Source organism: Polaromonas sp. 39-63-25, assembly GCF_002278925.1.
GTDB lineage: Bacteria > Pseudomonadota > Gammaproteobacteria > Burkholderiales > Burkholderiaceae_C > Polaromonas.
Genome location: NZ_NCJH01000009.1, coordinates 110,267 through 130,284 on the forward strand (window position 1 = coordinate 110,267; position 20,018 = coordinate 130,284).

The 20,018-nt window shown below is 62.4% G+C and carries 19 protein-coding genes and 1 tRNA gene; 10 read left to right on the forward strand and 10 right to left on the reverse strand.

From position 1 onward, the window contains the following. Positions 1-15 precede the first annotated feature (15 nt). Positions 16-456, reverse strand: a complete 441-nt coding sequence (locus tag B7X65_RS13130; protein WP_293594756.1) for a MarR family winged helix-turn-helix transcriptional regulator — start codon at positions 454-456, stop codon at positions 16-18. Positions 457-552: 96 nt separating this feature from the next. Here B7X65_RS13130 and B7X65_RS13135 point away from each other — a divergent pair, with 96 nt between their 5' ends. The 10 genes from B7X65_RS13135 to B7X65_RS13180 all read left to right on the forward strand — a co-directional run bounded on the left by B7X65_RS13135 (position 553) and on the right by B7X65_RS13180 (position 10,970). Further along, entirely contained in the window at positions 553-1,746 is a 1,194-nt protein-coding gene (locus B7X65_RS13135; protein WP_293594757.1) for a 3-hydroxybenzoate 6-monooxygenase, read from the forward strand. A 25-nt stretch (positions 1,747-1,771) separates the two neighbouring features. Then, positions 1,772-2,779: a tripartite tricarboxylate transporter substrate binding protein gene (locus B7X65_RS13140; protein WP_293594758.1), complete on the forward strand. Its 1,008-nt coding sequence runs from the start codon at positions 1,772-1,774 to the stop codon at positions 2,777-2,779. A gap of 183 nt (positions 2,780-2,962) precedes the next feature. Beyond that, entirely contained in the window at positions 2,963-4,309 is a 1,347-nt protein-coding gene (locus B7X65_RS13145; RefSeq protein WP_293594759.1) for an FAD-dependent oxidoreductase, read from the forward strand. Positions 4,310-4,346: 37 nt separating this feature from the next. Further along, on the forward strand, positions 4,347-5,408 hold the full coding sequence (gene gtdA, locus B7X65_RS13150; protein ID WP_293594810.1) for a gentisate 1,2-dioxygenase: 1,062 nt from the start codon (positions 4,347-4,349) through the stop codon (positions 5,406-5,408). Next, complete coding sequence (locus B7X65_RS13155; protein WP_293594760.1) at positions 5,405-6,100, forward strand: fumarylacetoacetate hydrolase family protein; 696 nt, start codon at positions 5,405-5,407, stop codon at positions 6,098-6,100. The genes gtdA and B7X65_RS13155 overlap by 4 nt, the downstream gene beginning before the upstream one ends. A gap of 182 nt (positions 6,101-6,282) precedes the next feature. Next, positions 6,283-6,765 carry a TRAP transporter small permease subunit gene (locus B7X65_RS13160; RefSeq protein WP_293594761.1) on the forward strand — a complete coding sequence of 161 codons (483 nt, stop codon included), beginning with the start codon at positions 6,283-6,285 and terminating at the stop codon, positions 6,763-6,765. After that, positions 6,762-8,081 (forward strand): TRAP transporter large permease, encoded by a 1,320-nt coding sequence (locus B7X65_RS13165; protein ID WP_293594762.1) that lies wholly within the window; start codon positions 6,762-6,764, stop codon positions 8,079-8,081. Before B7X65_RS13160 ends, B7X65_RS13165 begins: the two co-directional genes overlap by 4 nt. Before the next feature lie 79 nt (positions 8,082-8,160). Beyond that, a complete protein-coding gene (locus B7X65_RS13170) occupies positions 8,161-9,213 on the forward strand; it encodes a TRAP transporter substrate-binding protein (protein ID WP_293594763.1) in 1,053 nt (350 codons plus the stop codon). A gap of 66 nt (positions 9,214-9,279) precedes the next feature. Beyond that, positions 9,280-9,825 carry an NUDIX hydrolase gene (locus B7X65_RS13175; protein ID WP_293594764.1) on the forward strand — a complete coding sequence of 182 codons (546 nt, stop codon included), beginning with the start codon at positions 9,280-9,282 and terminating at the stop codon, positions 9,823-9,825. Between the two features lie 161 nt (positions 9,826-9,986). After that, the gene (locus B7X65_RS13180) at positions 9,987-10,970 is read left to right on the forward strand and encodes a recombination-associated protein RdgC (RefSeq protein WP_293594765.1); all 984 of its coding nucleotides are present in this window, start codon (positions 9,987-9,989) and stop codon (positions 10,968-10,970) included. 56 nt (positions 10,971-11,026) lie between these two features. Here the strand turns inward: B7X65_RS13180 and B7X65_RS13185 are convergent, their stop codons facing one another. The 9 genes from B7X65_RS13185 to infC form a co-directional block, all read right to left on the reverse strand. Next, positions 11,027-13,282 carry a PAS domain S-box protein gene (locus tag B7X65_RS13185; RefSeq protein ID WP_293594766.1) on the reverse strand — a complete coding sequence of 752 codons (2,256 nt, stop codon included), beginning with the start codon at positions 13,280-13,282 and terminating at the stop codon, positions 11,027-11,029. Between the two features lie 380 nt (positions 13,283-13,662). Beyond that, positions 13,663-13,739 (reverse strand) — tRNA-Pro (locus tag B7X65_RS13190). Positions 13,740-13,776: 37 nt separating this feature from the next. Beyond that, positions 13,777-14,256 carry a MerR family transcriptional regulator gene (locus B7X65_RS13195; protein WP_293594767.1) on the reverse strand — a complete coding sequence of 160 codons (480 nt, stop codon included), beginning with the start codon at positions 14,254-14,256 and terminating at the stop codon, positions 13,777-13,779. Between the two features lie 276 nt (positions 14,257-14,532). Next, positions 14,533-14,859, reverse strand: coding sequence for an integration host factor subunit alpha (locus B7X65_RS13200; RefSeq protein WP_293594768.1), 327 nt, complete (start codon positions 14,857-14,859; stop codon positions 14,533-14,535). A 41-nt stretch (positions 14,860-14,900) separates the two neighbouring features. Next, entirely contained in the window at positions 14,901-17,327 is a 2,427-nt protein-coding gene (gene pheT, locus B7X65_RS13205; protein WP_293594769.1) for a phenylalanine--tRNA ligase subunit beta, read from the reverse strand. A gap of 20 nt (positions 17,328-17,347) precedes the next feature. Beyond that, positions 17,348-18,400: a phenylalanine--tRNA ligase subunit alpha gene (pheS, locus tag B7X65_RS13210; RefSeq protein ID WP_293594770.1), complete on the reverse strand. Its 1,053-nt coding sequence runs from the start codon at positions 18,398-18,400 to the stop codon at positions 17,348-17,350. Positions 18,401-18,547: 147 nt separating this feature from the next. Continuing rightward, entirely contained in the window at positions 18,548-18,907 is a 360-nt protein-coding gene (gene rplT, locus B7X65_RS13215) for a 50S ribosomal protein L20 (protein WP_096668383.1), read from the reverse strand. Positions 18,908-18,932: 25 nt separating this feature from the next. Continuing rightward, entirely contained in the window at positions 18,933-19,136 is a 204-nt protein-coding gene (gene rpmI / locus B7X65_RS13220; RefSeq protein ID WP_077595745.1) for a 50S ribosomal protein L35, read from the reverse strand. Positions 19,137-19,375: 239 nt separating this feature from the next. Beyond that, positions 19,376-19,993, reverse strand: coding sequence for a translation initiation factor IF-3 (gene infC, locus B7X65_RS13225; RefSeq protein ID WP_293594811.1), 618 nt, complete (start codon positions 19,991-19,993; stop codon positions 19,376-19,378). Positions 19,994-20,018: the final 25 nt, after the last annotated feature.

The following is a 20,018-nucleotide window of genomic DNA, read 5'->3' on the forward strand; positions in this document are numbered from 1 at the left end:
CGGGGCCAGCCAGGCTCAGGCCATGTCCTCGTGGCCGGCGATCAGCTTGCCGAGCAGCGCGCCGAACTGCTTGCGTTCAGCGGCATCGAGCGGCCCGAGCAAGCGCGACTGGACCCGGCTGACGGCCCGTTTCATCTGCAGCGCGACTTTTTCGCCGTCCGGCGTGACCCACAGCAGCTTGCGCCGCTTGTCCGACGGATCGGCCTCGCGCCGCACCCAGCCCTTGGCCTCGAGCCGGCCTATCACCGAACCCGAGGTGGCGGCATCAAAGGCCACCCTGCCCGCCAGCGTGACCTGGTCTTCGCCGGGGTCGTCCATCAGGGCGTTGAGAATCGCGAACTGCACCGGCGTCACGTCAAAACCGGCCGTTTCGTCCATGAACAGGGCGATCGACAACTGATGGGCGCGCCGGATCTGGTGCCCCGGGGCTTCGCCGAAGTTAAAGCTTTTTGACATGGCGCGAGTTTAAACGCTCAGGGTAATCACTGTACGGGTTAATAATAAGTATACTTATCATCTGTCCAACCCTCCCCTACAGACACTGGATTGCCCGTGACATCTCCCCACCCCATCCTCATCGCCGGCGGCGGCATAGGCGGCCTGGCGACGGCCCTGGTCCTCGCGCGTGACGGCCATGCCGTGACGGTTCTGGAACAGGCCGCCAGCTTCGGCGAAATCGGCGCCGGCATCCAGCTCGGTCCGAATATTTTCAAGATGTTTGCCTGGCTTGGCCTGACCGATGTGGTCAGCAAGGTCTCGTTTTTCCCGCCCGGCCTGGGCATGAACGATGTGCGCACCGGAGAAAAAGTGGTGCGGGTGCCGCTGGGCGACGTTTCCCGCGCCACCTACGGTTTTCCCTATGGCGTGATTTACCGCGCCGACCTGCATCAGGTGTTTCTCGACGCCTGCCGGGACCTGCCCAACATCACGCTGCGCACCGACGCCAAGCTCGAGTCCTTCGAGCAGACGGCGGACAGCGTGCGTGTCCGCCTTGCCAACGGAGAAACCCTGCCGGGCGTCGCGCTGATCGGGGCTGACGGCCTGTGGAGCAAGGTACGCGAAGCGGTGGTCGGCGACGGCAAGCCCCGCGTGTCAGGCCACATTGCCTACCGCGCGGTGCTCAAGCGCGAGGACGTCCCCGCCCATTTGTGGAGCGACGACGTGTTGCTCTGGGGCGGCGAAAAAACCCACCTCGTGCACTACCCGCTGCGCCGCGGCGAACTGTTCAACTTGGTCGCGGTGTTCCACAGCAGCAAGTACGACGAGGGCTGGAACACCTTCGGCGACCCGGCGGAGCTCACGGAACGTTTCCGCGACGCCTGTCCGCAGGTTCGGGAACTGCTGGGCAAGATCGAGACCTGGAAAATGTGGGTGCTGTGCGACCGCGAGCCGGTGAAGAACTGGACCGACCGGCGCGTGACGCTGCTTGGCGACGCGGCCCACCCGATGCTGCAGTACCTGGCCCAGGGTGCGGGGCAGGCGATCGAAGACGCGGTGGTGCTACGCGAAGCCCTGCGCTTTGCGCGCGGCGATGTGCCGCTGGCGTTCCAGAAATACCAGCAGGCCCGCTACCTGCGCACCGGAAGAGTGCAGTTGACCGCGCGTTTTTATGGCGACATTTACCATGCCGCCGGCGTGCAACGCGAACTGCGCAACCAGCTGTTTCAAAGTGGCAACGAAAGCGCTGGATTTGCAGGACTGAAGTGGATGTATGACGGAATCGAGCCATCAAAACTGTTCCAATAACAGGCTTTCATAAATGGAGATTTGCATGAACATTTTCAGATCAGCTACCTTATTGATAGCGGCATTGGCAATACCCATGCTGGCTACAGCTCAATCTGCGCCCAAGAAGCCGGCAGCCAGGGAGGCGGCGCCTGTCACCACCAACTGGCCAACGCGGCCCGTCAAGCTTCTGGTGGGTTTCCCCGGTGGCTCCACCCCGGACATGGCCGCGCGTACGCTGGCCGAACCGCTGTCGCGCGCACTGGGCCAACCAGTCATCGTGGAAAACCGTCCCGGCGCCTCGGGCAACATTGCCGCTGACCTGGCTGCCAAAGCCACCGACGACCACACCCTGGCGGTAGTGATCAACGGCAACCTGACGTCGGCCAAGATGCTGTATTCCAGGCTGCCCTATGACCCGGCCAAGGACTTCACCCCCATCTCGCTGCTGACCACCGCGCCGCTGGTACTGGTGGCACCGGTGAACCAGCCGTCCGGCAACGACTTCTTCCTGGCCGCCCGCAACGGCGGTGACAAATGGAACTATGGCTCGGTCGGCAACGGTTCGGTCGGCCATCTGGGCATGGAACTGCTCAAGACCAAGGCTGGCAACCTGGCTGCCGTGCATGTTCCCTACCAGGGCAACCCGCAGGTGATCACCGCGCTGCTCGGTGGCCAGATCCAGATGGCGCTGGTGCCGCCCGGCATCGCGCTGCCGCAGGTCAAAGCCGGCAAACTCAAGGCCATCGGACTGACCAGCGGCCGCAGTGCGCTGGCAAGCGAAATCCCCTCCCTGTCCGAGGCCGACGTGCGCAACCTCAACCTTGAAGTCTGGACCGCGCTGGTCGGCCCGGCCAGGCTGTCAAAGGCCGCACAGACGCGGCTGGCGCAGGAAGTGCCCCGCATCATTCGCGACAATGAAACACGCCAGAAGCTGTTCAACCAGGGCTGGCAGGCGGTGGGAACCTCGCCTGAAGGCCTGAGCAGCCGCATCCGCAGTGAAACCGCCATCATGGGCGGCATCATCAGCATGCGCGGGATCAAGATTGAATGAGCCACCACGGTTGCTCACTGCGAGCCTGCGGCGGCTCCCTGCCCCTTGCACTGGGAAAGGGGCCGCTGCGCCTGCGGGCCGGCGAAGCCGGACCCGCGGCCCCGGCTTGGATGGAGAGCACCCGCGGTCGCTCATTGCGCGTCGCTATCTCCCTATCAGGTCATCATGCCCGCTTCGCCCAATATGAACACCGTTAACGAGCCGGCACGTACGCTGCCGGTGTACGGCGAATTCGATGTCGTCGTGATCGGCGGCGGGCCGGCCGGCCTGGCGGCCAGCGTCAGTGCCGCGAAACATGGGGCACGCACACTGCTGGTCGAGCGTTACGGTTTTCTCGGCGGCATGGGAACAGCCGGCGGCGTCACCAATTTTGCAGGGCTGTATGGCCGCAAAAACGGCGAGATGCGGCAGGTCGTGCACGGCGTGGTGGACGACCTGCTGGCACGCCTGGACGCGCTCGGCGGACTGAACCAGCCGCAGGACGGCATGGCCGGCCGCATCCGTGTGCGCTCCTACGATGTCTCGGCCTACAAGTGCGCGGCCGACCAGATGCTGGTGGCCAGCGGTGTGCAGCTCCTGTTTCACGCGTGGGCGGCCGCAGTCCTGATGGACGGCCAAACCATCACGGCCCTGGTGGTCGAAACCAAATCCGGCCGACAGGCGATCCGGGCGCGCCGCTTCATCGATTGCTCAGGGGATGCCGATGTGGCGCACTTTGCGGGCGTGCCTTTCGAACTCGGCGACGGCCACGGCAGCGCCCTGTTTCCTTCCACCATGTTTCGTGTCGGCCACGTCGACGCCCCACGCGCTCTGGCTGCGGTAGGCGAGTTCAGTGCCATCAACAAGCTCATGGACGAGAGCCAGTTGCGCGAGCCCGGGCGTTATCACTTTCCGCGCAAAGGCGCGATCCTGCGTCCCAACAAGAATCCCGCAGAATGGCGCGCCAATGTCACGCAGATCCGCAACGCGGCCGGCAATGCGATGGATGCCACCGACGCGCGCCAGCTCAGCGAGGGCGAACTCGAAGGGCGGCGGCAGATCACCGAATATTTCCGCTTTCTCAAAAACGAGGTACCCGGGTTTGCAGACTCGGCCATCATCGACATCGCGCCCCAGGTCGGCATCCGCGAGACGCGCCGCATCTGCGGGGCTTATATGCTGACCGGCGAGGACATCCTGTCCTCTGCACGTTTTGCCGACGTGATCGGCATCAACGCCTGGCCCATGGAAATGCATGTGGACGGCGCCATCAGCTGGGGCTTTCCGCGCGACGAAAACCGGGCCTACAACGACCTGCCCTGGCGCATGCTGGTCACGCGCGAGGTGGACAACCTGCTGGTCGCCGGCCGCTGTGCGTCCATGGCCCACGAAGGCCAGTCGGCAGCGCGCGCCAGCGGTGGCTGTTTTGTGATGGGCCAGGCGGCCGGCACCGCCGCCGCACAGCTGGCTGATGGGGCGGCCTTTGCCGCCACCGATGTCGCCCGCCTGCAGCAGGTGCTGCTGGACGACGGTGTTTATTTTGACCGCTGAAACCGCTGAAACCGGGAAATGGAAGCAGACCATGGACATGACGCCCCCCGCCGGCAATACACGCCAGACCTTTTATGAGGCGATACGCGCACAGAACATGACTCCCCTCTGGGAGGTGCTGCATGCGCTGGTGCCCCAGCAGCCGGCCACGCCCTGCGTGCCGGCCTTCTGGGCCTGGGACAAGGTCCATCCCTGGCTGATGCAGTCCGGCCAACTGATCACCGCCGAAGAAGCCGTGCGCCGCGTGCTGATCCTGGAAAACCCCGCGCTGCCGGGCCAGTCGTGCATCACGCAGTCGCTGTATGCCGGCTTGCAGCTGATCCTGCCCGGCGAAATTGCGCCCAGCCACCGCCATACCCAGAGTGCGCTGCGTTTTGTCGTGGAAGGACGCGGCGCCTACACCGCGGTGGACGGCGAACGCACCACCATGGCGCCCGGTGACTTCATCATCACACCCAGCTGGACCTGGCACGACCATGGCAACCAGTGTGCGCTGGAGGGCGGCGAGCCGGTGGTCTGGCTCGATGGCCTGGACATTCCCATGCTGCGTTTTTTCGACGCCGGCTTTGCCGAGAACCATACCGAGCGCGTGCAGACGGTCACCCGGGCCGAAGGCACCAGTTACCAGCGTTACGGCGCCAACATGCTGCCGGTGCATTACGACGCCCCGTTCGGCCAGACTTCGCCGATCTTCAGCTATCCTTATGAACGTACGCGCGAGGCACTGCACACGCTGGAACAACAGGCACCGATTGATGCCTGGGACGGCGTGAAGCTGCGTTACGTGAACCCGGCGACCGGCGGCTCACCGATGCCGACCATGGGCACCTTCATGCAGCGCCTGCCGGCCGGTTTTTCCGGCCTGCCCTGGCGGCAAACCGACGGCGCGGTGTTCAGCGTTGTCGAAGGCCAGGGCTCGGTGCTGATTGGCCCTGCCGGCCAGGAGCAGTCCTTTGAGTTCGGTCCGCGCGACCATTTCGTGATCCCGTCGTGGCACACCGCCCGGCTGCGCTCGGCGCAGGGCTGTGTGTTGTTCAGTTTTTCAGACCGCCCGGTGCATCAGGCACTGGGCATACACAGAGAAGAGAGGTTGTCATGAGCTTTGTATTTACCCCGCCACCGGTAGTGTCCGTCCCCGTCGTCGGCACCACCGAACGCTTTCCGGTACATCGCATCTATTGCGTGGGCCGCAACTACGAAGAGCATGCCAAGGAAATGGGGTTTACCGGCCGTGAGCCGCCGTTTTTCTTCCTGAAGCCTGCCGACGCGGTGGTGGCGGTGGAAGCCGGCCAGACCGGCACCATTCCCTACCCCAGCCTGACCAGCAACCTGCACCATGAGATCGAACTCGTGGTGGCCATCGGCACGGGCGGCAAGAACATCAAGGCCGCCGATGCGCACAAGCACATCTTCGGTTATGCCGTGGGCCTGGACATGACACGCCGCGACCTGCAGGGCGAAATGAAGAAGCAGGGGCGCCCCTGGTGCATCGGCAAGGCCTATGACCATTCCGCACCGATCGGACCGATCACGCCGGCCGCCCAGGCCGGCGACGTCGCCCATGCCGAGCTGTACGTGCAGGTGGGCGGCAAGGACCGCCAGCGCAGCAATGTGTCCAAGCTCATCTGGAACATTGCCGAGACCATTGAACACCTGTCCGCCGCCTGGGAGCTGCAGCCCGGTGACCTGATCTACACGGGAACGCCCGAGGGTGTGGCGGCCGTGGTGCCGGGCGACACCATGGTCGGCGAAGTCAAGGGGCTGGGCACATTGACCGTCAAGGTGGCCTGATACCGCTCCGGGCGCTTGCGCGCTTTTCGCGCAAGCGCTCCGATCATCGCGCAAATACCCGGCGCCTTGGGGGTATCCCGCCTGACCCCTCGGTCCGGTGCCCCGGATAATCTTCACCATGAGGCGCCGGCCTTCCGGTGCGCCTTCCGTCCCCACCCGCCCGATCCCTGGGAGATCCCCGTTTGAAAATCCTGCAGAACCTTGCAAAGCTTTGCGCCATCCTGGCGGGCCTGTTGCTGACCGGCATCACCCTGATGACCTGCATCAGCCTGATAGGCCGCAACACCACCGGCGCCACGCTGGTCGGCGATTTCGAGCTGACCGGCGTCGCCACCGGGGCCGCCATTGCTCTCTTCATGCCTTACTGCCAGCTCCAGCGCGGCAACATCATCGTGGACTTCTTCACCACCGGGCTCAGCCACGAAACCAACGCCAGGCTGGACCGCCTCGGCGCCTTGTTGCTGGCCCTGGTCTTCGCAGTGCTGGCCTGGCGCACCACACTCGGCGGCCTGAACTCCTACGAGACCCATTCCGAGACGCAGATCCTGGGTTTTCCGGTGTGGACCGTCTATGTGGCCATGGTGCCGGCTTTTGTCCTGACCTCGGTGATCGGGCTCTACCAGAGCGTCTTCGGCCTCGGTGGTGATGTGGGAGCGCACGCATGAACGCCATCACGCTGACTCTCCTCATCTTCGGCATCATGTTGGGCCTGATGGCGTTGCGGGTCCCGATTTCGATCGCCATGTTTGCCGCAGGCGGCATCGGCTACGTGATGCAAACCGGCTGGGCGCCTTTCTCGAGCTTTCTCAATACCCAGGCCTTTGCCCGCTTTGCCAGTTACGACCTGTCGGTGATTCCGCTGTTCATCCTGATGGGCCATTTCGCGACCCAGGGCGGCATCAGCAAGGCGCTGTTCCAGTTTGCCGCCAGCATCATGCGTCACTTCAAAGGCGGGCTGGCCATGGCCTCGGTGCTGGCGAGCGCGGCCTTTGGCGCCATCTGTGGCTCCTCGGTAGCCACCGCGGCCACCATCACCAGCGTGGCTCTGCCCGAGATGAAACGCCACGGTTATTCGGGGCGCCTGTCCACGGCAACCCTGGCCGCCGGCGGGACACTGGGCATCCTGATTCCGCCCTCGGTCCCGCTGGTGATCTACGCCATCCTGACGGAGCAGAACATTGCCAAGCTGTTTGCAGCAGCCATGGTGCCGGGCCTGATTGCCATGCTGGGCTACATCACCGCCATCGCCATCTATGTGCGCCTGGTCCCGGGCCAGGCGCCGGATGTGGATGCCGACAGCGAAGGGATCTCTCTGCGCGCTGCATTGGCCGTCTTCCCCATCATCGTCATTTTCCTGCTGGTGTTCGGGGGTATTTATGGCGGCTACTTCACACCGACCGAAGGCGCAGCGGTCGGCGCGGCAGCCACCTTCGTCGCGGCACTGTTCAAGCGGGAACTGACCTGGGCCAAGTTCCTCCGCTGCTTTTATGCCACGGCGGAGAGTTCGGCCATGATTTTCCTGATTTTCATAGGCGCCGACCTCATGAACTCGGCGCTCGCGCTGACCCAGGTGCCCAACCAGCTGGCTGAAGTGGTCGGCAGCTGGGGCCTGCAGCCGCTGATGGTGGTCACCGCCATCCTGCTGTTTTACGTGGTGCTGGGCGCTGTCATGGACGAGCTGTCCATGCTGCTGCTGACCATTCCGATCTTCTTCCCCATGGTCATGGCGCTCGATTTCGGCATGCCCAGGGAGTCCGTCGCCATCTGGTTCGGCATCATGGTGCTGATGACCGTCGGTTTTGGACTGCTCGCGCCGCCGGTGGGCCTGAACGTCTACGTTGTCAACAGCATGGCCAAGGACGTGCCCATCAGCGAGAGTTACCGCGGCGTCGTGCCCTTCCTGATCAGCGATGCCCTGCGCACCGCGTTGCTGCTGTTCTTCCCCGGCATCTCGCTGTGGCTTGTAAAGTACATCAGCTAGCGGCCCCATCAGGGCAATCACGGGTTCACAAACGCTTCTTCCTGCCTTAATTTACAACCAACCTTACCGGAGACAACACATGATTCAGCGACGTACCCTTCTCAAAACCGGCGCAGCGGCTGCGCTGGGCGCACCCAGCCTGTCGGGCCTGGCCCAGCAGGCAGTCACCCTGAAGTTCCACACCTTCATGTCCCCGGCCTCCAATGTCTGGCTGGGCATGCACAAGCCCTGGATGGCGAAGGTCGAGAAGGAATCGGGTGGCCGTATCAAGTTCGAGGCCTATCCCGCCATGCAACTGGGCGGTACGCCGGTGCAGCTTTACGACCAGGCCAAGGACGGCGTCGTGGACGTGGTGTGGACCCTGCCAGGCAACACCGCCGGCCGCTTTCCCCGCATCGAGGCTTTCGAGCTTCCGTTCATGATGTCCAATGCCGAAGCCACATCCAAGGCCTATTGGGAATACGTGCAGACCATGGCTCCGGACGAGTTCAAGGACACCCAGGTTCTGGCACTGCATGTGCACGGCCCCGGGGTGATTCACACCGTGGACAAACCCGTCCGGTCCATCGCCGACATGCGCGGCCTCAAAATGCGCGCGCCTACCCGCCAGGTCACCAAGCTAATGGGCATGCTGGGCGCCATCCCGGTCGGCATGCCCCTGCCGGCCATCACCGATGCGCTGAGCAAAGGCACCATCAATGGCTGCGTGATCCCGTGGGAAGTCGTGCCCTCGGTCAAGGTCAACGAGCTCACCAAATTCCATGCCGAGTTCGATCCGGCTGGAGGCAGCCTGTACACCACCACCTTCGTGATGGCCATGAACAAGGCCAAGTACAACTCACTGGCGCCAGACCTGAAGAAAGTCATCGACAACAACTCCGGCATGGCCACCTCCGCCTGGCTGGGCAAGGTCCAGCAGGGCAACGACGTCCCGGGCCGCAAGACCGCCAGCGACCGCGGCAACACGATCTACACCGTCAGCCCGGCAGAAGCCCAGGAGTTCCGCCGCAAGTCACGCACCGTGGAAGTAGAGTGGGTCGAAGACATGAACAAGCGCGGCTTCGACGGCAAGAAATTGCTGGACACGGCCCGCAGCCTGATCGAGAAACACACCAAAACCACCAAAGCCTGACCTCGGGCAGTTGGAACAAAGGGCTCCCTCGGGAGCCCTTTTTGATTTCAAACTAAACTGGCTGGCATGTACCGTAGCCCCATCAAACATTGCAGAAACTGCGGCGCCGCGGTGACTTACCGCATACCGGATGACGGTGACACCCGGGAGCGCGCCGTCTGTCCGGCTTGCGGCACCATCCACTACGAAAACCCGCTCAATGTGGTCGGCACCGTGCCGCACTGGGGCGACAGGGTGCTGCTGTGCAAACGCAACATCGAACCGCGCTGGGGCAAATGGACACTTCCAGCGGGCTTCATGGAGCTCAACGAAACCACGTCCCAGGGCGCTGCACGTGAAACCGACGAGGAAGCCGGCGCGCAGTTTGAAATGGAAGAACTTTTCAGCGTGATGAATGTGGAACGCGTCGGTCAGGTCCATCTCTACTACCGCGCGCGGCTGCTCAGCGACCAGTTCCATCCCGGACACGAAACGATCGAGGCCAGGCTGTTCACCGAAGCCGAAATTCCGTGGGACGACCTGGCCTTCAGAACCGTGAAAGAGACGCTGGCCTGTTATTTTGCAGACCGGCGCCAGGGCGCGTACGGCATCCATGTGATCGATATCGCATGAGCTTTCGCCAGGGAGCTTCCGGCGCCCGATCTCAAGGTAAGCAAGTGCCGCATTCAGCCTGAGCGTCACCTAAAATTTCCTCAGCCAGGCGCTTGCCCCGCAAAAATTGCCGACCGGCCTGCGGGCCGCCCACTCCCTCTGACACCCCACACCGGAATTTCATGTTCAAAGCTGCTTCTTTTTTCCGCATTGCCGACGATTTCACCCTGCCGCCCCTTGATGCGCTGGAAGAAGCGCTTCAGGCGACCCGATTCATGCCCTGCGGCGCCACCCAGGCCGAATCCAGCGGCTGGGTGCCCCCGCGCGGCAACAAGAGCACGGTGCTGGCCGAAAGCGTCGGCCCGCAGCTCATCCTGCGCCTGTGCACCGAGCGCCGGCCGCTGCCCGCCTCGGCCATCAAGGACGCCGTCGAGCAGCGCATTGAAAAATACAAACAGGAAACCGGTCATGAACGCGTCGGCGCCAGGATCAAGAAGGAGTTCAAGGAAGAAGCCATTCTCGACCTGCTGCCGCGCGCCTTCACCAAACGCTCGACCACCACCTTGTGGCTGGATCCGGTCAACAAGTTTCTGGTCGTGGACTCCGGCAGCCTCACCGGTGCCGACAAGGTGGTGAGCCAACTGCTGGAAGCGCTCAGCGGGATACCGGGCTCCGGTGCAGGCCTGATGGCACGGCCCGTGCAGACCACGATGTCGGCCGCGATCGCCATGGCGCACTGGCTTGCCAGTCGGGAGGCCCCCGTCGGCTTCACCATAGACCGGGACTGCGAACTCAAGATGCCCGACGACCAGAAATCAACAGTCCGTTATTCGCGCCACACACTGGAGATCGACGAAGTTGCAGAACACATCGCCGCGGGCAAGGTGCCGACCCAGCTGGCCATGACCTGGAACGACCGTGTGTCCTTCGTGCTTACCGACATGGCCCAGATCAGAAAACTCAAGCTGCTCGACGTGGTGCTGGACGGAGTTCAGGACAAGGGGAAGGACGACGATGGTTTCGATGCCGATGCCGCCATCGTGACAGGTGAGCTGTCGGCCCTGATTCCCGACCTGCTGGAAGCGCTGGGCGGCGAACTGGCACACGATGCGGCCGCCCCACCGGACGCTGTAAAGGCCGCGGAACCAGCGCCCGCCGTAGCCTGAAGATTCCGCCCGGGACAGGCCGGCCCAAGCCCGCCTTCCCATGCGGCGAGTGGAGATCAGTTCGACCGGCCCAGCGTGAAAAAGAAGGTGGCACCGTCGTTCGGCTTGCCTTCTGCCCAGACGCGGCCGCCATGACGCTCAATGACCCGCTTCACCGTGGCCAGCCCGATGCCGGTGCCGGGAAAGTCTCCGGGCGAATGAAGGCGTTCGAAGGTGCCGAAGAGCTTGTGGGTGAAAGCCATGTCAAACCCGGCACCGTTGTCCTTCACATAAAAGACGGTGTCCCCCCCCGCGTCCAGCTGGCTGCCCACCTCGATGTGCGCCTGCGGCTCCTTGGCGCTGAATTTCCAGGCGTTGCCCAGCAGATTTTGCAGCACGGCTGACAGCAGGCGAGGATCGCCCTGCCCGATCAAGCCGTCATGAATGTTCACCTGGACCTGACGCCCCGGCTCCCGCTCCCGGCAGTCGTTTTCGATCTGCCGCGCGAGGGCCGTCAGGTCGACATGCTCCGACTTCAGCTGCTCGCGCGACAGGTGGGCGAGGGTCAGCAATCCCTCAATCAACTCGCCCATCTGCATGACCCCGACACCAATCCGGCTCAGGTAGTGTTTGCCCTTTTCGCTGATGTGTTCGGCGTCTATTTTGGCCAGCAACTGGCTGAACCCGTGGATGGTATTGAGGGGCGAGCGCAGGTCATGGGAGACGGAATAAGCAAAGGACTCCAGTTCCTTGTTCGCCGTTGCCAGCTGGGCAGTGCGTAGCAGCACGCGGTCCTCGAGTTCGCTGTTGAGGCCGAGGATTTCCTGCTGTTGCTGCCTGCGTTCCGAAACGTCACGCTCCACGGCCACCCAATGGGTGTGCCTGCCGGTCTCGTCGGTGATGGGCGTGATATCGATTTCCAGCCAGAGCTCCCTGCCCGCCTTGGTATAGACGACAACCTCCGAACGCACACGTTCCCACTTTTCCATGGCGGCGCGAATCCGGTCCAGCTCGGCATGCTGGGTCTTGGGTCCCCACAGGAGCCTGGAGGTATTTCCGATCACTTCGCGGCGGCTGTAGCCGGTGTGGCGCTCAAAGGCGTCGTTGACAAAAACAATGCGTGGACCCGCGTCGTCGAAAGCCTCGGCCTCCGTGATGACCACCATGTCGTTCAGGCGGGAGACCGCCGTTTCAAGCAGCCGCAACTGCGCATGTTCCAGACGTCTCTGCGTGATGTCCTGAAAGTAGACAGCGATGCCCGTTTCCGTGGGATAGACGTGGATATCGAACCAGGTTTCCAGCGGCTGGTAAAAGGTTTCAAAGCGGGTTGTGCGCTGCTCATCAACGGCCAGTCGGGCTTCACGCTCTATCGCCCCCCCCATCGTCTTGGGGAATTCCTGCCAGAGGAGCTTGCCCAGGAGGTCTTCCCTACGGCGCTGGAGCATGCGTTCCGCCTGTCCGTTGAGGAAGGTGAATTTCCAGTCCTTGTCGATCAGGCAAAAGCCGTCCGTGATGCTCTCCAGCGTGGTGGCGAGTTGTGTCTCCAGCGCACGCGTATGGGCCTCCGCGGCCTTCTGCTCGGTGATGTCCTGGAAAGCCCCCTGAATGCGGACGATTTTTCCGGAAGCATCCCGCACAGCCTCGCCGAGCGAACGCACCCAGATGCGCCTGCCCTTGGCAGTCATCTTGGGAAGCACGAATTCATAAGGCGTGCCGTGCTGCACGCAAGCCTCCACATGCTGGATGACGAGGGGCCGGTGCTCCGGAAGAAAGTAGCCAATCCCCTCTTCCAGCGTCGGCGTGTAACCGGGTGGCACGTCGTGGATCAGGCAGTTTTCCACCGACCAGGTCAGCACGCGCTCGGGCAGGTCAATCGTCCATCCGCCAAGACGCGCGACCCGGCCGGCGATGCGGGTCATGAAAATATCCTTCTCCAGAAGTTCCGCTGCCTGTTTCAACTCGTCGATGTCGGTCAGGGTGCCCAGCCATTGGACCGTCTGGCCCGTGGCATCACGCTGCGGAAGTGCGCGGCACAACATCCAGCGGTAAACACCGTCGGAACGGCGCAGCCGGTATTCGATCTCGCAGGGATCGCCGCTTGCGAGGGCCTGCTTCAGAAGCCGGGCTCCACGCAGGCCGTCCTCGGGATGAACCAGACCGGTCAAGCCACGGCCGAGGCTCTCCTCCATGGACAAGCCGGTGTAGTCCAGCCAGCGTTGATTGAACCAGGTGTAGGTACCATCCGCCCGCATCACCCAGACGATCTGGGACATTGCGTCAGTCAGCAGGCGAAACTCCGTTTCGCTCACGTACTGAACCTCAACCAGACACATGCCCGTGGCGTGTCCACGGTGACTGGCCTGCCCGGGCCATCAACCATGGCGGCCGCGGACTTGGCCGCTGAAATTCCCTGATGAATCGATTTCATAAGCCAGCTCTTTCATGGGGTCGCCTTCTGCGTGGCGGAGAACATCTCCACGCAAACAGGACACCGCGCCGGTATGTTCGGCACAAGGATTCAACGCAACGTTTTCGATCAGTTTAGCGCCTGACGCGCCAACGCCCGATGTTTTGCAGAACCTTGTCCCTGTTTCCGGGCCGGGGATTGACTGCCGCTGTCAGAACCGTGTGTGCCTGTCCACCGCAAGCGATTGATTCGCCCATGAAAAAAGGCCTCCAAATATTGCTACTTGGAGGCCTTCGTCAGAACCAATGGTCGGTGTGAAAGGATTCGAACCTTCGACCCCTTGCACCCCATGCAAGTGCGCTACCAGGCTGCGCCACACACCGTCAAGCTTCAAATTATAGCGTGCTTGTTTGGGCTGTTTCAGTAAGTGGCACTGAGCAGATCGCGAATTTCGAACAATTCGCGGCGAAGCAGCTGCAGCCTTTGCTGCGCCGCACTGCCATCAGGCAAGGGCGCCATGTCGGACGCACTGTCTTCAAAGTCCATCGAGTCGCCGAAGTCATCAAGAATCGAGTCGCCGGCTTCCACCACGTCGACGCCTTCGAGCATGACTTCGCCGTTGCGGCGCTTGTCACGTTCAGTCTGCACGATCTCCTGCAGCTTGTTGCGCGCGCCGCTGATGGTGAAACCCTGGTCGTACAGCAGATCACGTATGCGCCGGATCATCAGCACTTCGTGGTGCTGGTAGTAGCGGCGGTTACCGCGCCTTTTCATCGGGCGCAACTGCGTGAACTCTTGCTCCCAATAACGGAGCACATGAGGTTTGACGCCGCATAAATCGCTGACTTCACCGATCGTGAAGTAGCGTTTGGCGGGAATGGGGGGGAGAGTTTTCTCCAATTAAATCAATACGCTATGAGGTGAAGCTACAAATCTACTCTAACAGGAAACTTAGTGCAAATAGTTACAAACAACAAAATCGGATGTGTTGTTTAAGCCACAAGCGGTAACGCGATGGCCCCAGCCGGAAAAGTGATGGATAACGCCTCCGGAGAGCATGTCTGCGCACAGGCGAGGTCAGGGGAAATCAGGGCCCTGGATCACCACCCGCCTGAAAGCGCCCATTGCCGGGAAGGCGGGCGGCACTGGCGCCTGAGCCGGCAGCGCTCCCGCCCTTCAACCGGGTCCGGTCTGGCCCTGAATCTGCTCTTTGAGTTTGTGGCTGGCGTGAAAAGTCACCACCCGGCGTGCCTGGATGGGAATGGATTCGCCGGTGCGCGGGTTGCGACCGGGGCGCGGCGCCTTGGTACGGATCTGGAAATTGCCGAAGCCGGAAATCTTCACATCGTTGCCATCGACCAGGCTGTCGGACACCAGGTCAAAAAACGCGTCAATCATGTCCTTGGATTCGCGCTTGTTCAGGCCGATCTGCTCAAACAGCAACTCCGCGAGATGGGCTTTGGTCAGCGCCGGGCTCTCAAGACTTTCAACGGAAAATTCCACGACGCGCTCCTCGCTGTTCACTGTTATTGTGTTCCCGGGGCCTAGGCACGCAAACGCGCCTGCAGGCTGGTGCCGAGATTGTCGAGCACGGCCTTGATCGCCGCCTCGATCTGCTCGTCGGTCAGTGTAGCGTCGTCGCTGCCAAGCACCAAGCGCACGGCCAGACTTTTCTCACCGAGCTGCATCGCGGCATTGGCCTGTTGCGGCCGGTAGATGTCGAACAGCGTCGCCGACTTGAGCAGGCCGCGTGTGTCCGCACCATGGATGGCCGCCATCAGCGCCGCATGGGTCACCGCTTCGGCAACAATCACCGCGATGTCACGCTCGACCGGCTGGCGCTTGCTCACCGGCTGGAAGCCGGGCACGGGACGCCGCAGCACGGCATCGAGCGCCAGTTCGAAAACAATCGGCGCCTGCGCCAGTTCGTAGCCCTGACGCCACTGCGGATGCAGCTCCCCGACAAAGCCGACCGACACGCCGTCGATGGCCACGCTAGCGCAACGGCCCGGATGCATGGCCGGGTGGGCCGCGGGTGCAAACACCGCCTGCAACGGCGCCAGCAGGGCCTGCACGTCACCCTTGACGTCGAAGAAGTCCACCCCCTTGTCGGACGTGCTCCATTGCAGGGTCTCGCGCGGCCCGTAGGCCAGGCCCGCCACCCGCATCGGCTGGTCAAAACCGGCAACGGTGGTGTCGGTGTTCTGGCTGCGCGCGTCGCGCAGGAAGACCCGTCCCAGTTCAAACACGTTGACGCGGCCAGCCTTGCGATCCAGGTTGAACTTGAGCACCTGCAGCAGCGAGCCGATCAGCGACGAGCGCATCACGCTCATCTGGCTGGCAATCGGATTCAGCAGCTTGATGGGGTTGGGGTTGCCGGCAAGCTCATGCTCCCAGCGCTCTTCGACAAAGCTGAAGTTGATGGTTTCCTGGTAGCCCAGGGCTGCCAGTGCGCGGCGCACGGCAAAGGCACTGCGCCGTGCTTCCGGACGGATACGCGCGGTGATCGGTGCCAGCGGTGGCGTGGCCGGCAGCTGCTGGTAGCCCACCATGCGCACCACCTCCTCGATCAGGTCTTCCTCGATCTGCAGGTCAAAGCGATAGCTGGGCGGTGTGACCGTCAGCGTGCCCTCGCCTTCCGACACGGGCAAGCCCAGGCGCCTGAGCGCATCGGCGCATTGCGCCTGCGTCAAGGGCATGCCGATGACCTTGGCGGCTCGCGCCACACGAAGTGTCACCGGTTCGGCCTTCGGCAGATTGGCCTGCACATCGTCGATGGGGCCACACACCATGTCCGGCGTTCCGCAGATGTCCAGGATCAGCTGCGTGATGCGTTCGATGTGTTCCACCGTCTGGCCGGGATCCACGCCGCGTTCGAAGCGGTGGCCAGCGTCGGTGGAAAAGTTGTAGCGACGCGAACGCCCGGCAATCGCTTTGGGCCACCAGAACGCGGCCTCGACATAGACATGTTTGGTGTCGTCGGACACGGCGGTTGCATCGCCGCCCATGATGCCGGCCAGCGACTCCACCTGGTTGTCGTCGGCAATCACGCCGACTTTGTCGTCCACCGTCACGGTGGTGCCATTGAGCAGCTTGAGCGTCTCGCCGGCCTGGCCCCAGCGCACATCGAGTCCGCCATGGATCTTGTCCAGGTCGAAAATATGCGAAGGCCGGCCCAGCTCGAACATCACGTAGTTCGAAATGTCCACCAGCGCCGTCACACTGCGCTGGCCGCAACGCGCGAGCCGATCCACCATCCAGGCCGGGGTGGCCGCTTTTGTGTTGACGTTGCGCACGATGCGACCGGAAAAACGGCCGCACAGATCGGGGGCACTGATCCGGACCGGCAGCTTGTCCGGGTTGGCCACAGCGACCGCCGGAAAGGACGGGCTCACCAGGGGCGCACCGGTCAGTGCGGCCACTTCACGGGCAATGCCGTACACGCTCAGGCAATGTGCGAGGTTGGGCGTGAGCTTGAGGGTGAACAGGGTGTCATCGAGTTTGAGGTGTTCGCGGATGTCCTGGCCCACGGGCGCGTCCGGCGCCAGCTCGAGCAGTCCGCCATGGTCGTCGGACAGCTTGAGTTCACGGGCCGAGCACAACATGCCCTGGCTCTCCACGCCACGCAGCTTGCCGACCTTGATCAAAAACGGTTTGCCGTCGTCGCCGGGCGGCAACTCGGCACCGACCAGCGCACAGGGCACCTTGATGCCGACACGCGCATTGGGCGCACCGCAGACGATGTTGAGCAGAACGCCCTGCCCCACATCGACCTGGCAGACACGCAGGCGGTCGGCATCGGGATGCTGCACCGCTTCCCTGATTTCGCCGACGACGATCTTGCTGAAAGGAGGTGCGACCGGCTGGAGGTCTTCCACTTCCAGACCAGCCATGGTCAGGGTCTCGGCCAGCTGCTCGGTGCTCAGGGACGGATTGCAGAATTCGCGCAACCAGGATTCGGGAAATTGCATTTTTTATAAAACCTGATGGGTTACTGGAATTGCGACAGAAAGCGCAGGTCACCGTCGAAGAACAGCCGCAAATCGTTGACGCCGTAACGCAGCATGGTCAGCCGGTCCGGCCCCATGCCGAAAGCAAAACCGATGTAGTGCTCGGGGTCCAGCCCCATGTTGCGCACCACGTTCGGATGCACCTGGCCGGAACCAGCCACTTCCAGCCAGCGGCCCGCCAGCGGACCGGTCTGGAACTGGATGTCGATCTCGGCGCTCGGCTCGGTGAAGGGGAAAAAGCTCGGGCGAAAGCGCAGCACTAGGTCGTTGGATTCAAAGTAGGTGCGACAGAAGTCGGTGAAAACAACTTTCAGGTCCTTGAAGCTCACGTTCTGGCCTATCCACAGGCCCTCGCACTGGTGGAACATCGGCGAGTGCGTGGCATCGCTGTCCACCCGGTAGGTGCGGCCCGGCGCGATCACGCGGATCTCGGGCATCACGCCGCCAGCGTCAATCAGCGCGCGGTGTTTCTTGACATGCTGCACCGCGTAACGGATCTGCATCGGACTGGTGTGCGTGCGTAGCAGGTTGGGTGCGGCTTCGGTGCCGCCCTCCACATAAAACGTGTCGTGCATGGAGCGCGCCGGATGGTCTTCGGGCGTGTTCAGCGCGGTGAAGTTGAACCAGTCGGTCTCGATCTCGGGCCCCTCGGCCACATCGAAGCCCATGGAGCCGAAAATCGCCTCGATGCGCTCCAGCGTGAGCGACACCGGGTGCAAGCCGCCGGCCGGCCGCTGGCGGCCCGGCAGCGAGACGTCCAGCGCCTCGGCCTTGAGCTGCACCTGCAGTTCGGCGTCCGCCAGCGCCTGGCGGCGCGCGGTCAGCGCGGCTTCAATGGCCTGCTTGGCCAGGTTGATGGCGGCGCCGCGGGATTTTTTCTCTTCCACGGGCAGTGCGGCCAGGCCCTTCATCAGCTCCGTGATGCGGCCGGACTTGCCGAGGAACTGCGCCTTGGCATTTTCCAGGTCGGCAGGCGTGACGGCCTGCGCAAAGCTGGTTTTGGCCGAATCCACCAGAACATCGAGTTCGTTCATATATTTCTTGTCATTAACAAACCAGTCCGGACGCCGCCTTCGCCTGCTGCCCGGACAAAGAAAAAGGGCCAGAGCCTTTTCAAGCTCTGGCCCCCGTCTTTTGTGCGCAAACAGCTATCAATTCAATAGCTGGTTGCCCCTCAAAAATCAAGCAGCAAGCTTGGCCTTGACCTGCTCCACGATGGCGCCGAAAGCAGCGCTGTCGTGAATCGCCATGTCGGAAAGAACCTTGCGGTCGATCTCGATGCCGGCTTTTTTCAGACCGTTGGCAAACTGGCTGTAGGTCATGCCGAATGAGCGGCTGGCGGCATTGATACGCGCAATCCACAACTGGCGGAACACACGTTTTTTGTTACGGCGGTCACGGTAGGCATATTGCCCGGCCTTCATCACCGCTTCTTTGGCGATGCGATAGACATTGCCGCGGCGGCCGCGGAAACCTTTTGCAAGGGCTAAAACTTTTTTGTGGCGGGCGCGAGCCGTTACACCACGTTTGACGCGAGGCATGTGAGTACTCCTTGTTCGTCGTTAATTAAATGCCCATGCCGGGCAGCATCTGTGCCATGTGACCCATATTGGTCTCATGGACAGCAACCGCACCACGCAGGTGGCGTTTGTTCTTGGTGGTCTTCTTGGTCAGGATGTGACGTTTGAAGGCTTGGCCGCGCTTGACGGTACCACCTGGACGAACGCGAAAACGTTTCTTCGCGCTGCTCTTGGTCTTCATTTTGGGCATGTAAATGCTCCTTTTCATTTGTGCTCGTGAGGCGCTGCGAACCTTCCGCAGACTTGATGGCCCCGAGCCACTTGTAGTGGCGAGTGTTTAATTCGCCGCTTGTTGGCGGCGGGCTTTGACACCTGCCACCTTTGCAAAGGCAGGATTTCCCTGCCTTCACTGGACATGCTTTCGCATCCCCGAAAAACCTGCCGGTGAAACCACCCGCAGGTTGAACTCCTTGTCGCCGACAGCCGCCCTCAGGCGCCTGTCGGTGCAGCCGGTGCCGCTTCCGCGGGCGCCGCTGCGGGCTTGGCAGCCACCTTCTTCTTGCCCGGCGCGATCATCATGACCATCTGCCGGCCTTCGAGCTTGGGAAACTGCTCCACCAGAATCAAATCAGCCAACTCGTCGCGAATACGCGCCAGCAGGGCCAGACCCAGTTCCTGGTGCGTGATTTCGCGACCGCGAAAGCGCAGGGTGATCTTGCACTTGTCGCCCTCTTCCAAAAAGCGCTTGATATTGCGCAGTTTGATGTTGTAGTCACCATCGTCGGTGCCGGGCCGGAACTTGATTTCCTTGACCTCGATCACCTTCTGCTTGGATTTCGCGTCCGCGGCCTTCTTCTGCTCGGCGTACTTGAATTTGCCGTAGTCCATCAATCTGCACACCGGCGGTACCGCCGTGGGAGAGATCTCAACCAGATCCACGTCATATTCACCGGCGAGGCGCAAGGCTTCCATGATGCTGACAACACCCAGAGGTTCGTTGTCCGGCCCGGTCAGACGTACTTCGGGGGCCATGATTTCACGGTTCAAGCGATGCTTGCGTTCTTCGCGGTGGCGGCGGTCACGAAATTCAGTAGCGATGGTTCTAATCCTTTAACGTTTGCTATAAAAGCCA

Coding starts and splice junctions, on each gene's coding strand:
- B7X65_RS13175 (WP_293594764.1), top strand. CDS start 9,280: ATGTACCGTAGCCCCATCAAACATTGCAGAAACTGCGGCGCCGCGGTG.
- rplT (WP_096668383.1), bottom strand. CDS start 18,907: ATGCCTCGCGTCAAACGTGGTGTAACGGCTCGCGCCCGCCACAAAAAA.
- B7X65_RS13145 (WP_293594759.1), top strand. CDS start 2,963: ATGAACACCGTTAACGAGCCGGCACGTACGCTGCCGGTGTACGGCGAA.
- gtdA (WP_293594810.1), top strand. CDS start 4,347: ATGACGCCCCCCGCCGGCAATACACGCCAGACCTTTTATGAGGCGATA.
- B7X65_RS13165 (WP_293594762.1), top strand. CDS start 6,762: ATGAACGCCATCACGCTGACTCTCCTCATCTTCGGCATCATGTTGGGC.
- B7X65_RS13140 (WP_293594758.1), top strand. CDS start 1,772: ATGAACATTTTCAGATCAGCTACCTTATTGATAGCGGCATTGGCAATA.
- B7X65_RS13180 (WP_293594765.1), top strand. CDS start 9,987: ATGTTCAAAGCTGCTTCTTTTTTCCGCATTGCCGACGATTTCACCCTG.
- B7X65_RS13155 (WP_293594760.1), top strand. CDS start 5,405: ATGAGCTTTGTATTTACCCCGCCACCGGTAGTGTCCGTCCCCGTCGTC.
- rpmI (WP_077595745.1), bottom strand. CDS start 19,136: ATGCCCAAAATGAAGACCAAGAGCAGCGCGAAGAAACGTTTTCGCGTT.
- pheT (WP_293594769.1), bottom strand. CDS start 17,327: ATGCAATTTCCCGAATCCTGGTTGCGCGAATTCTGCAATCCGTCCCTG.
- B7X65_RS13185 (WP_293594766.1), bottom strand. CDS start 13,282: ATGTGTCTGGTTGAGGTTCAGTACGTGAGCGAAACGGAGTTTCGCCTG.
- B7X65_RS13170 (WP_293594763.1), top strand. CDS start 8,161: ATGATTCAGCGACGTACCCTTCTCAAAACCGGCGCAGCGGCTGCGCTG.
- pheS (WP_293594770.1), bottom strand. CDS start 18,400: ATGAACGAACTCGATGTTCTGGTGGATTCGGCCAAAACCAGCTTTGCG.
- B7X65_RS13130 (WP_293594756.1), bottom strand. CDS start 456: ATGTCAAAAAGCTTTAACTTCGGCGAAGCCCCGGGGCACCAGATCCGG.